Genomic DNA, 12251 nt, shown 5'->3' on the forward strand with positions numbered 1-12251 from the left:
GCTCGTGAAGGCGTTTTGTCAGACGCGGAAGGCCTGGACGGCGGTATCCAGCCGCTCACCGAGCACCAGCAAGTGCTCGCCCTGCTCACGGCCCTGGCCAATGCGCAACAGGTTATCCCCGCCCAACTGGTGAATCCTCTCGCTGTGATCTCGGATTTCGCTGACCGCGCCGCTCTGTTGTGCGGTGACGTCGGCAATCCGGATCGCTGTGTCGGCAATGGTCTGGATCGCCCCGACGATCTTGTCCAGCGCGCCGTCGGCGGCCTGGGCCTGATTGGCAGTGGCTTCGGCGTGCTCGACCTGGGCGCGCATGCCTTCCACCGATTCTCGCGCCGCCGTTTGCAGCCCGGCGATCAAGGTCTGGATTTCTGCCGTGGCGCCTGCAGTGCGTTGCGCCAATGAGCGGACTTCTTCGGCAACGACCGCAAACCCTCGGCCCATTTCCCCGGCGCGTGCCGCTTCGATGGCGGCGTTCAGGGCCAGCAGGTTGGTCTGGTCGGCAATCGAGCGGATCACTGTCAGGACCCCGCCAATGGTGGCGGACTCCTCGGCCAGGTGTTCGATCATCTGTGCGTTGCCTTGCACTTCCTCCACCAACGCATGCAGGCCGGTGAGGCTCAGGCCGATGACTTCCTGGCCGTGCTCCACCGCCAGCCCGGCATGGCGGCTGGCGTCGGCGGCCTGGCTGGCATCGTCGGCGACCTGTTGAATGGTCGCCTCCAGTTCGCCCAGTGAGTCGCGAATCAACGCGGTGTCGCCGGCCTGGTGTTCGGCGCCGTTGTGCAGGTCGTTGCTCAGTTCGGCGAGCGTGCGGCTACTGCCGGCGACCTGTTCGGCGTTGCGGCGGATGGTCCCCACCAGATCGGCCAGGTAGGCGCGCAAGCGGTTGAGCGAGGCCTGGATGTCATGCAACTCGCGGTTGGTCTTGCCCAGTTCGATGTCCCGGCTGAAGTCGCCCTCGGCCCAGGTCGACAGGGCCGGCGCGAGGTTGGTCAGGGTCCGGGCGAGGCGGCGTTGCAGGGTGTCGATGAGCAAGGCGATCAGCAGGATCAGGCCGATCATCACCCCTTGCATCAGGCGCACTTCACTCTGGATTTGTCCGTGCTGGGCGCGAACCACCGGTTCCAGGCCGGCGATGGCCTGTTGCACTTCGGTGATTTTCAGGTGCGTCGCGGAGCTGAGGTCGGCACGCTTGCGGATTTGCTCGCGGGTGCGCTCGAGTTCGGCGGGGTAGCGGGTCAGCAGGCTGTTGAGTTCGCGCTTGAGCCCGACGCCGGCATCCTCGGCTGCGGTTTTTTCGCTGTTCTCCAGCCCCATCATGGCGGCGAAATCGTCGGAGACCGATTCGGTGGTGGTGGCGACGCCGAGCAGCGGCAGGGCGTTGAGCAATTCGGCTTGAGCGCGAATGTTGGTGACTTCACGTTCAACGTCCGCCGCCAGTTCGCTGCGACCGCTGCTGACCAGTTTGTCCCGGGCCAGTGACAGTTTGCCCAGGTGCTGGGACGCGGCCAGCAAAGGTATCAGATAGGGTGCGTTGCCGCTGGCGTACTGGCTGAGCTGGTCGAGGCTGGCGCCGAGTTCGCGTTCGGCCTGCAGCAACAGGGCCTGCGGGTCGCCCGCGAGTTTGCCGGCGGCCAACAGGTCGGTTTTGCTGAATTCATCCAGGTTCGTCAGGCTGGGGCGCAGGGTGTCGGCCAGTGTCGACGGCAATTCCCCCAATTCCTTTTGCAGCGTTTCGATGGCCTGACTGGCAGCGCTCAGGCGCAGGGCATCACCGCTGGCGAGGTAGTCCTCAACGTTGCGCGCCACTTGATTCTGGAACTGCTGGGACAACCCCAGGTAGCGCTCCATCAACAGATACGGGCGTTCCAGGGCTCTTTGCGACCACCACAGCGTCGCGCCAAGGGCCACGCACACGGCGACTAAAAGAAGGGTATTGAAATTGGTCAGCAGCTTGAGGCGCATCGCGGACTACCAACGGCAGAATGGTAAGCCCGTGAAGTTATTGCGATTGTGTTACACGGTTATGACCGAAGGAGTCGAATCCGATGAAAAAGTGGCATTTTGCTTTGATGTCCGGGCGGCATGCACACGGTTGCGTCCGGCGTGCTTGGCGCGATACAGCGCCTCGTCCGCCTGACTGGCCATCATCAGGCTGTCAGAGTCCTCACAGAGTTCGACCACCCCGGCGCTGAAGGTGCACCACAGGTCCTGGGGCTGGGCCGGGTAGTGAATTTCCGCAAACCGCTGGCGGATTTCGTCGAGAACCTGGTGTGCCGCCTCGATATCGGTGTCGGGCATGACGATGGCGAATTCCTCGCCGCCGTAGCGCCCGATGAAGTCGGTCTTGCGCAGGCGTTGCTTGAGAAACAGTGCCAGGCTCTTGATCACGCGATCACCCATGGGGTGGCCGTGGCTGTCGTTGACCCGTTTGAAATGATCGATGTCGAGCATCGCAAAACTCAGCGGCTTGCTCTCGCGGCGCGAGCGGAAGCTGCAGTCTTCGAGCAATTGCAGAATGTGCGTGTGGTTGTACAGCCCGGTGAGGCTGTCGCGCACCATCCGAGCCTTGAGGTTGCGCGCCCGCGCCGCGCGGTTGCGCACGGTGGTGATCAGGTGACGGGGCTTGATCGGCTTGGTCAGGAAGTCATCGCCGCCCTCGCTCATGGCGTCGAGCTGCTTGTCCAGGTCGTCCTCGGCGGACAGGTAAATGATCGGCACGCTGACATAGCGGTCGTTGTGCCGAATTACCTTGGCCAGTTCCGTGCCGGTGCAGGTCGGCATGTACATGTCGAGGATGATCAGGTCGGGCTGGAAGTCCGCCAGTTCGGCCATGGCCTGGATCGGATCGATCAGGGTGCGCGTGACGATCCCGGCGCTGTTGAGCAGGCGCTCGGTATGCAGGGCCTGGGCGCGGGAGTCGTCGATGATCAGCACTTTATAAGGTTCGTACTGCGCGACGCAGGTCAGGACTTCGATTTTCTCCAGCAGGCTCGAGGCTTCGAGGGTGCCGGTCAGGAACTCCTGGCCACCGGCCCGCACTGCGGCCAGGCGAGTCGGAGTGTCGGTTTCGTGCAGGCTGAAGAACAGCAGTGGTAACGGTTCGTCCAGGCCGACCTGGGCTTCGGCGGCCAGTTTCAGGCCAATGCCCGGACCGCTGAAATCCACATCCATGACAATCGCGGCGGGCAGGCGCTCGACCATCGACGAGCGGAAAGCCGCCACGCTGTCGAGGGATTGGGCGCTGAGACCGAAGAACTCGAGCTGCTTGGCCAGGCGCTCGGCACGGTCGTGATCCTGCAGCATCACGTAGATCGGCTTGCGCAGTGGTGGCAGAAACGTTTGATCGAGTTGATCGCCATGGCGCAGGCCGGTGCGCGACAGGCGCTGCATCAGGCGGTTGAGGTCGGTGATCAGCCCGCTGCTCAAGCGACCGCGATTGGCGTCGACCGCTTCGAGCGACTGGCCGATATGGCGTGCCAGCTGGGTGTGTTCCGGTTGTTCGAAACGCTCGGCGAAACGCAGCAGGCGCAGATTGGCCTCGCTTAGCTCCGTCAGATCGGCGAGGGACCACTCAGTGCGTTGCAGGCGCTGCCAGATCTCAAGAATTTGACGTGCCTGGTGAATTACCCGCTGGGCAAAGTGGTGCTTGAGGCGCTCGCGGCTTGGGTCTTCTGGCTCGGTCATATCCTGACTACTAGGTAGGGTGCATGCTGAGGTCGACTGGTGGCTCTATGCTAGCACCTCTTTTCGGTGGGATGAGTGTCGTACGTCAATAATCTGCAACGTGAATGCATTCAGTTTCTGACTTGGCGGTCTGTTACTGCCTGCTCGTTTCCCCCAGGCTCCCGAAAAACGGGGGGTTCAGGAACTTTCCGGCCGCTGTGTACGAAACCTTCGCCGCGTCGACATGCGTTGGCTGTCGGGAAATTCTGATTTTTCATCGGGCTGATTCAAACGCTTTTTGGCGCTGACAGGCTTCAGGGAAACCCTTAGATGCCGTGACGGTCATGAGCCAGTGTTTCAAGGATCAACCCTGCGATCAGCAACGCCTGATCCAGCCAGGCCAGCTAGAGTTCACGGGTATGACGCGGCACTGTTTTTTTCGGATCACCCGACGACGGGTGCCGGGCCAAGGCACGTTGTTGTATGGTTGTGGTCGAAACGATGAACTCAAGTGATTGAAAGGATATCGCCATGCTGGACTGGAAGAACCGCGCGGGCAGCGCGCCTGAACGACCTGCTGAACCGAAGTCGGCTACCCGCAGTTACGTCGGTGGCCTGTTGTTCAGCCGGGCGCTGGCCACGTTGATCGGTCTCTACCTGCTTGTGACCATTGCGCTGGGCTGGTACTGGAGCCAGGAGCCGGCGCTGTTCCCGGTTCAACAGAATGCCCAGCTGGCCGCCGAGAAAGAAGGCAAGCAGATGGTCATCGGCTACACCACGGTGGAAACCCTCAAGACGGTCGCCGATACCCTGCTCACCAAACCGGGTGGCTATATCTCCAACGACCGCTTCCCGCCGGGCCTGTGGATGGATAACACGCCGAGCTGGGAGTACGGCGTGCTGGTCCAGGTGCGCGACCTGACGCGTGCCCTGCGCAAGGATTTTGCCCGCTCGCAATCGCAGTCCGCCGAAGACGCCGATCTGGCCAAGGCCGAGCCGCGTTTCAACTTCGACAACAGAAGCTGGGTGTTGCCCTCCAGTGAATCCGAGTACCAGGAAGGCATCGCTTCCCTGAGTCGCTATCAGGCGCGCCTGTCCGACCCGCAGCAGAAAAACGCGCTGTTCTACGCCCGTGCCGACAACCTGAACAACTGGCTGGGCGATGTCGGCACGCGCCTGGGCTCGCTGTCGCAACGCCTGTCGGCCAGCGTCGGTCGGGTCAAGTTGAATACTGCGCTGAAGACTGAAGTGGTCGCGCCGGGCGAGGTGCCGCAGGTCGACGAAGAAATCGTCGAAACCCCGTGGATGCAGATCGACAACGTGTTCTACGAGGCGCGCGGCCAGGCGTGGGCGCTGTCCCATCTGTTGCGGGCCATTGAGGTCGATTTCGCCGATGTGCTGGCGAAAAAGAACGCAACGGTCAGCGTGCGCCAGATCATTCGTGAGCTGGAAGCTTCGCAGGAGCCGGTGTGGAGCCCGATGATCCTCAACGGCAGTGGCTTTGGCGTGCTGGCCAACCATTCGCTGGTCATGGCCAACTACATTTCCCGGGCCAACGCGGCGGTGATCGATTTGCGTCAACTGCTCAATCAGGGCTGAGTCATGGTCGATAACGCAAGGGAGGCCGCCCATCGCGCGGCTTCCGATGCCGAACAGATCGCCTGGGTCGACGAGCAGGACAACCTGCTCGGCGCCCTGGTCCGCTCCGACCTGCGCGAGCGCGGTCTGATCGGGCGCGGCACCTACATCATGCTGTTCAACTCCGCCGGGGACCTCTGTGTGCATCGGCGCACCTTGAGCAAGGCGATCTATCCGGGTTACTGGGATGTGGCGGCGGGGGGCATGGTGCTCGCCAGCGAAACCTACGCCGAATCGGCCGCCCGGGAGCTGGAAGAAGAGTTGGGGGTGAGCGGGGTGGAGCTGACGGCCCACGATCACTTCTTCTTTGAAGACACGGGTAACCGGCTCTGGTGTTCGGCCTTTTCCGCGGTGTGGGACGGCCCCTTGGTCCTGCAACCCGAGGAAGTGCTGGAAGCCCGCTTTATCCCGATTGATCAGGTCATGCTGGAAATCCAGCAAAAGCCTTACTGCCCGGACTCTTTGGCAGCCTTGAAGCGCTATCTGCGGGCTCATCGGGACGACGTCGCAAAAGAGGCATAAATTGGCGCCGATTGGCTCTTAGCAATCGGCGTTTTTGCCGTTACACTGCGCGACCTTTTCAAACTGTGACGGCGTGGGTTTTTGCTGTTTCTGTTTTGCAGGCGCGAGCCAGCTCGTTCCTGCAGCAGTCCAGCCGTTTCAGTAGCGCTGCCCCTGCCTGAGTGGGGCTTCGCGGTCGATAGCCTTGTCCAGGGCTGCGACCAGTCTTTGTCCTCCCATAGAGGATTGCCGGTGGCCAAAAAAGCCGCATCCTTCGCCGCCCTAGGTGGCCTGGTATTCTCCACCGACGCAGGTCGTCATTGCCCGGAATGCAGTCAACCGGTGGACGCCTGCATCTGCAAACAGACCGTTATCCCGGCCGGCGACGGCATCGCTCGCGTGCGTCGCGAAAGCAAGGGCCGTGGCGGCAAGACGGTGACCACCATCACCGGCGTGCCACTGGCCGAAGACGCGCTCAAGGAACTGGCCACCACGTTGAAGAAACGCTGTGGCACCGGTGGGGCGTTGAAGGACGGTGTCATTGAAATCCAGGGGGATCATGTCGAGCTGTTGTTGGGCGAACTGATCAAGCTCGGTTTCAAGGCGAAGAAGTCTGGCGGCTAGCAGCCTCTGTGAAGACCACCTGTGGCTTGATCCAGTCCCGAGATCCTCTGGTCTGACGTCGTCACCATGGTTTTCACAGAGCCTGTTCCTGACCGGCTTCTAAACTCGTTGCGGTCGACGGGGTCTACCCCTTCGTTGACGAACCGTCATTTTCATCCTTTAGACTGCGCCGGCCTGAATCCAGGCGACGCTCTATGACTTCTTTATAGGGGACTTCAATGTCCGTACGACGCACACGCAAAGACGATGGCAGCCAATGGACAGTTGCGGACAGCCGCAGTGTTTACGGGATTCGCCATTGGGGGGCCGGGTATTTCGCGATCAATGACGCCGGTCGCGTCGAGGTTCGTCCGAACGGCCCCGACAGTTCGCCTATCGACCTGTTCGAGCAAGTCGACCAGCTGCGCCAGAGCGGCCTGTCCTTGCCGTTGCTGGTGCGTTTCCCGGATATCCTGCAAGACCGCGTGCGTCAGTTGACCGGCGCGTTCGACGCCAACATCGCGCGCCTGGAATACCAGAGCAAGTACACCGCGCTGTATCCGATCAAGGTCAACCAGCAGGAAGCGGTGATCGAGAACATCATCGCCACGCAGAATGTGTCGATCGGTCTCGAGGCGGGCTCCAAGCCGGAACTGCTGGCCGTGCTGGCCCTGGCACCGAAGGGCGGCACCATCGTCTGCAACGGTTACAAGGATCGCGAATTCATTCGTCTGGCGCTGATGGGCCAGAAGCTTGGGCACAACGTATTCATCGTGATCGAGAAAGAATCCGAAGTGGGGCTGGTGATCGAGGAAGCCGCGTCGCTGAAGGTCAAGCCACAGGTCGGCCTGCGGGTGCGCCTGTCGTCCCTGGCGTCGTCGAAGTGGGCGGACACCGGTGGCGAGAAATCCAAGTTCGGTCTGTCGGCGGCGCAGTTGCTGTCGGTGGTCGAGCGTTTCCGCGCGGCCGGCCTGGACCAGGGCATTCGCCTGCTGCATTTCCACATGGGTTCGCAGATCGCCAACCTGGCGGACTACCAGCACGGTTTCAAGGAAGCGATCCGTTACTACGGTGAGCTGCGCAACCTCGGCCTGCCGGTGGATCACATCGACGTCGGCGGCGGTTTGGGCGTGGACTACGACGGCACACACTCGCGCAACGCCAGCTCGATCAACTACGACATGGACGATTACGCCGGTGTGGTGGTCGGCATGCTCAAGGAATTCTGCGACGCGCAGAGCCTGCCGCATCCGAACATTTTCTCCGAGAGCGGTCGTTCCCTGACCGCGCACCACGCCATGCTGGTGGTGCAGGTCACTGACGTCGAGAAACACAACGACGACGTGCCGCAGATCGAGAACAAGGAAGCACTGCCGGAAACCGTGCAGTGGCTGGTCGACCTGCTCGGCCCGACCGATATCGAAATGGTCACCGAAACCTACTGGCGTGCCACGCACTACATGAGCGACGTGGCCGCCCAGTATGCCGACGGCAAACTGACCCTGGCGGAAAAAGCCCTGGCCGAACAATGCTACTTCGCGGTGTGCCGTCGCCTGCACAACTCGCTGAAGGCGCGCCAGCGTTCCCACCGTCAGGTGCTCGACGAACTCAATGACAAGCTGGCCGACAAGTACATCTGCAACTTCTCGGTGTTCCAGAGCCTGCCGGACACCTGGGCCATCGGCCAGGTGTTGCCGATCCTGCCGCTGCACCGTCTCGACGAAGAGCCGCTGCGTCGTGCCGTGCTGCAGGACCTGACCTGTGACTCGGACGGCAAGATCAAGCAGTACGTCGACGAGCAGAGCATCGAAACCAGCCTGCCGGTGCACGCACTGAAGGACGGTGAAGACTACCTGCTGGGCATCTTCCTGGTCGGGGCCTATCAGGAAATTCTCGGCGACATGCACAACCTGTTCGGTGACACCGACTCGGTGAACATCTACCAGAATGCCGATGGCAGTGTGTACCACGCGGGTATCGAAACCCACGACACCATCGAAGACATGCTGCGTTACGTGCACTTGTCGCCGGAAGAACTGATGACTCATTACCGCGACAAGTGCGCCAGCGCCCGTATCTCGGCCGCCGAGCGTACCCAGTTCCTTGACGCCCTGCGTCTGGGCCTGACCCGTTCGTCTTACCTGTCGTCCTGACGTCAGTCCACGCCAGGCTGTCTGAAAATGTACCGCTTGCTGCGGGAATTTCAGATGGCCTGGGTGCGGCGTTTCTCCATTTTTCCGGGAAGTTGCTCCGACTTCCGGCCATCAAAGTCATATGGTCTTCTTTTCGCGTAGGCCATTTCCTAAGTTGTACTTCAGCACTCTACTCGGCCATGTCTCTCGGCGAGAATCCCCGGCCGCCCCTCCTGTAGAGAATCGCCGATGTTCGATCCAGTCAACGAGCCCTCATTTCGTCTGGATATAGCCGGTCTGCCTGAGCCTTTTGAAGTCCTGGCCTTTACCGGTAGAGAAGCGATCAGCGAGCCCTTTGCGTTCGACGTGGATCTGCTGATCGAAGACCCGGCGCTTGACCTCGCCAGTTTGCTGTATCGACCGGCCGCGTTGCATATCGGACCCCAGAACCGAGCGATACAAGGCCAATTGCACGAACTGGTCCAGCGTGACCATGGCACCAGCGCCCGGCTCTGCCAGGTGCGACTGGGGCCGAAGCTGGCGTGTCTTGACCAGCGCTTGAGCCAGCGGATTTTCAATGCGCTGTCGGTGCCAGAGATCCTCGATCAGGTGCTCAGAGAGCATGGCATCGTCGGCAGGGACCGGCGCTTCGAGTTGGAAGGCGATTACCCGCCGCTGGATTTCTGTACCCAATATCGGGAGTCGGATTTGCAGTTTCTTCATCGCCTCTGCGCCCAGGCATCACTGCATTACCACTTCGAGCATCAGGAGCGTGGGCACTGCCTGGTGTTTGGTGATGGTCACGGGCATTTCCGTGCAGGCGCGCGTGCCCCGTTTCGGGTCGATGGCGAGCGTCCGGGCGTGCGCCAGTTTCAACTTCAGGCGGGTCAGTGCCAGGCACCCGGTGCTGAAGGTCGCAGCGATCTGTCGGCGTTGCGCAGCGGGTATTCGATGGCGTTGACCGGTCATCCGGTCGCCGAGTGGAACCGGCGGTGGCTGCTGACCCACGTAGAACACCAGGGCCGCCAGGATCCCGTCGAACCCTACACGAACCAGATTCGCGCCGTGCCCTGGCCGGCCCCCTTCGACCCGCCACGAGCTCCCGTGAAACCGCGGATGCACAGTCTGCAACGGGCCTGGGTGGTGGAAGTCGAGGAGCTTCGGCCGGATCCGTCCCGACCGGTCGCCGTCCAGTTCGACTGGCTCTATCAAGGCGAAGGTGCCAGCCCCAGCCATTGCTGGTTGCCGCTGGCCGGCGAACTGCAAGGCTCGAATGCCTTCGGTGAAGGCACCGAAGTGGTGGTGAGCTTCATCGAGGGCGATCCGGACCAGCCAATGATCTGCGGTTTTCTGCCCACGCCGGCGGCGGTTGAAGAGCTCGGGGTGATGCCGGTGTCATTGGCGGGGCCGGCCGGTGAAGGCATGCTGGAACAGCTGCGCTCGGGCGAGCCCTTGGTGGTGTTGTGCCTGATGCCCGGTGGCGGCAGTTTCAGCCATTGCTGCGAGGTGTTGTGCACCTGTCGGGCGCTGACCCGGTCTGGCCAGAGCGGTGTGGCATGATCGGTGCGACTGCGCAATGGCTGTTGCTGGATGTACCGAGTGTTCCCCAGGCGCGGGCGCTGTTGCAAAAGGCGTTGCCTCTGGACCGCTGGCTCTGGTTGTTCGAGGGCACGCAATGGCACACGTTGCGTGAGCACGGCCCGGCGCTGATCGATCTGCGCCAGTGCCCGGCGCTGGCGCAGGCGTGCTACAGCCAGGCGCAGGTCTGCCGTGGCCTGCTTATCGTCAGCGAGGCACCACCCACTCGATTGCTCGAGCATTTGCGGCGCATGCTCACCGTCACGCTGGGGCTGCACCACCGAGCCCTGCTGAGTTACTACAACCCGAACACGGCCAGTTATTTTTTTGATGCCTGCGATGCCCGGGAGCTGAGTCGATGGTTGGGCCCGATCAGCCAGTTGCATTGGTTCGGCGGGACCTGGGCCGACCGGGCGTTTGGCAGCCAGGGGTGGCAGCAGTTGCTCAACCCGGCGCTGGCCGTGCGTCCTTTGGCCGTCGAAGAAAGCCTCAGCCTGCGTCAGCGGGAGAAGCTGCAGGTCTGCCTGCTGGAGCAGCATGCCTGGCGCTGGAGCCAATCCACCGGGACCGACTACCAGCGTCTGTGGGCATACCTGCAGGAAGGGCTGGCGCTGGGGTTCAGCGATCGGCCGGTGCTCGATGGCTGGTTATGGCTGCGCCTGCAGCATCCGACAGCCCCGCTGGTATTGCCGCTGGAGGGGCTGACGCAACAGGAGCGCCTGGACAGCCTGAGCCAGCGCTGGCAGGACGACCAGGCTCAATGACTTCGCCCGGCGAACCAGCGATCGTGCTTGCGCAACGACCAGGCGATGGCGCCGAGGGTCAGGCTGCGCAGCACCATGAACAGCAGGAACGCGATCCACAGGCCATGGTTGCCCAGGCCTCGCAGGGCCCAGGCAAACGGCAGGATCAGCAACACCGCCAACAGCATGCCGTTGCGCATTTCCCGGGCTCGGGTGGCACCGATGAACAGGCCGTCGAGCACGTAGCTCCAGACCGCGATCAACGGCAGGGCAGCCAGGTAGGGCAGGTAGATGAAGGCTGTATCGCGCACGCTCTGGATATCGGTCTGCATCTCGATGAACAGGTGCCCGGCGAACAGGAACAGCGTGGCAAATCCCGAACTGGCCAGCAGCGACCAGCCGCAGGCCACGACCAGTGAGCGGCGCAGGGCGTCACGATCGCGCGCGCCGATCGCATGCCCGCACAGCGCTTCAACGGCGTGGGCCAGGCCATCGAGCGCGTGGGCGGTCAGCAGCAAGCCGTTGAGCAGCAGGGCGTTGGCGGCAACAGTGGCGTCACCCAGCCGCGTGCCTTGTACGGTGATCAGCATGAACACCAGTTGCAGCAACAGGCTGCGGATGAAGATGTCGCGGTTGACGGCCAGCAGCGGGCGCCAACTCCCCCACAGCGTCAGGGCGGCCCAGGCGATCTGGCCGGGGTAGGCGCGCAGGGCTTTGCGCGTCAGCAGCAGGCCGATCAGGGCACCGGTCCATTCGGCGATCACCGAGGCCCGGGCCGAACCGGCCACGCCCCAGTCCAGTCCGAGGACAAACCACAGGTTCAGGGCAATGTTCACCAGGTTGGTGCCCAGCAGGATCGCCAGCGGCGCCCGGGCGTTCTGGGTGCCGAGGAACCAGCCGACCAACGCGTAGCTGGCCAGCGCGGCCGGCAGACCGAACAGGCGCGTGTGGAAAAACTCCCGGGCCATCTGGTCCAGTTCCGCCGAGGGCTGCATGAAGTGCAGGGCGATACCGCTCAGCGGAACGCCCAGCGCACCCAATACGACGGCCAGCGCCATGGCCAGCAACAGCCCCTGTAACAGGATCTGGCGCAGCGCCGTACCATCGGCACGGCCGGCGGCCTGGGCGGCAAATCCGGTGGAGCCCATGCGCAGGAAGCTCATGGCCCAGGCCAGAAAACTGTAGAGGCTGGCCCCGACCGCGACAGCGCCCAACTGATGGGCGTGGGGCAAGTGGCCGATGACCGTGCTGTCGACCAGTGCCACCAGCGGCACGGAAATGTTCGAGAGAATCATGGGGGCGGCGAGCGCCCAGACCCGGCGATGGGTGGGGCGGTCGCGCCAGTCGGCGATCAGGTTGGACATGCAGGCTCCTTGCAGAGCCGGCATTG

The 12251-nt window shown here is 62.7% G+C and carries 9 protein-coding genes; 6 read left to right on the forward strand and 3 right to left on the reverse strand.

Annotated features, from left to right (window positions below):
• Window positions 1–18 precede the first annotated feature (18 nt).
• On the reverse strand, window positions 19–1965 hold the full coding sequence (locus IB249_RS21940) for a methyl-accepting chemotaxis protein (RefSeq protein ID WP_192307798.1): 1947 nt from the start codon (window positions 1963–1965) through the stop codon (window positions 19–21).
• 51 nt (window positions 1966–2016) lie between these two features.
• Window positions 2017–3687, reverse strand: coding sequence for a diguanylate cyclase GcbA (gcbA, locus tag IB249_RS21945; protein WP_192307799.1), 1671 nt, complete (start codon window positions 3685–3687; stop codon window positions 2017–2019).
• 510 nt (window positions 3688–4197) lie between these two features.
• On the opposite strand from gcbA, the gene IB249_RS21950 reads away from it, so the two are divergent.
• From IB249_RS21950 to IB249_RS21975, 6 genes are all read left to right on the forward strand, one after another.
• A complete protein-coding gene (locus IB249_RS21950) occupies window positions 4198–5265 on the forward strand; it encodes a DUF2333 family protein (RefSeq protein ID WP_192307800.1) in 1068 nt (355 codons plus the stop codon).
• A 3-nt stretch (window positions 5266–5268) separates the two neighbouring features.
• Complete coding sequence (locus IB249_RS21955; protein ID WP_192307801.1) at window positions 5269–5826, forward strand: NUDIX hydrolase; 558 nt, start codon at window positions 5269–5271, stop codon at window positions 5824–5826.
• A 231-nt stretch (window positions 5827–6057) separates the two neighbouring features.
• Entirely contained in the window at window positions 6058–6429 is a 372-nt protein-coding gene (locus tag IB249_RS21960) for a translation initiation factor Sui1 (protein WP_192307802.1), read from the forward strand.
• Window positions 6430–6647: 218 nt separating this feature from the next.
• Window positions 6648–8561: an arginine decarboxylase gene (speA, locus tag IB249_RS21965; protein ID WP_192307803.1), complete on the forward strand. Its 1914-nt coding sequence runs from the start codon at window positions 6648–6650 to the stop codon at window positions 8559–8561.
• A gap of 228 nt (window positions 8562–8789) precedes the next feature.
• The gene (locus tag IB249_RS21970) at window positions 8790–10100 is read left to right on the forward strand and encodes a contractile injection system protein, VgrG/Pvc8 family (RefSeq protein ID WP_192307804.1); all 1311 of its coding nucleotides are present in this window, start codon (window positions 8790–8792) and stop codon (window positions 10098–10100) included.
• Window positions 10097–10882: a DUF4123 domain-containing protein gene (locus IB249_RS21975; RefSeq protein WP_192307805.1), complete on the forward strand. Its 786-nt coding sequence runs from the start codon at window positions 10097–10099 to the stop codon at window positions 10880–10882. The genes IB249_RS21970 and IB249_RS21975 overlap by 4 nt, the downstream gene beginning before the upstream one ends.
• Here IB249_RS21975 and IB249_RS21980 read toward each other — a convergent pair.
• Entirely contained in the window at window positions 10876–12225 is a 1350-nt protein-coding gene (locus IB249_RS21980; RefSeq protein WP_192307806.1) for an MATE family efflux transporter, read from the reverse strand. The genes IB249_RS21975 and IB249_RS21980 overlap by 7 nt on opposite strands.
• Window positions 12226–12251 lie beyond the last annotated feature (26 nt).

It is taken from the genome of Pseudomonas sp. PDM04 (assembly GCF_014851765.1).
Lineage (GTDB): Bacteria > Pseudomonadota > Gammaproteobacteria > Pseudomonadales > Pseudomonadaceae > Aquipseudomonas.

Coding starts and splice junctions, on each gene's coding strand:
- IB249_RS21940 (WP_192307798.1), bottom strand. CDS start 1,965: ATGCGCCTCAAGCTGCTGACCAATTTCAATACCCTTCTTTTAGTCGCC.
- gcbA (WP_192307799.1), bottom strand. CDS start 3,687: ATGACCGAGCCAGAAGACCCAAGCCGCGAGCGCCTCAAGCACCACTTT.
- IB249_RS21950 (WP_192307800.1), top strand. CDS start 4,198: ATGCTGGACTGGAAGAACCGCGCGGGCAGCGCGCCTGAACGACCTGCT.
- IB249_RS21955 (WP_192307801.1), top strand. CDS start 5,269: ATGGTCGATAACGCAAGGGAGGCCGCCCATCGCGCGGCTTCCGATGCC.
- speA (WP_192307803.1), top strand. CDS start 6,648: ATGTCCGTACGACGCACACGCAAAGACGATGGCAGCCAATGGACAGTT.
- IB249_RS21970 (WP_192307804.1), top strand. CDS start 8,790: ATGTTCGATCCAGTCAACGAGCCCTCATTTCGTCTGGATATAGCCGGT.
- IB249_RS21975 (WP_192307805.1), top strand. CDS start 10,097: ATGATCGGTGCGACTGCGCAATGGCTGTTGCTGGATGTACCGAGTGTT.
- IB249_RS21980 (WP_192307806.1), bottom strand. CDS start 12,225: ATGTCCAACCTGATCGCCGACTGGCGCGACCGCCCCACCCATCGCCGG.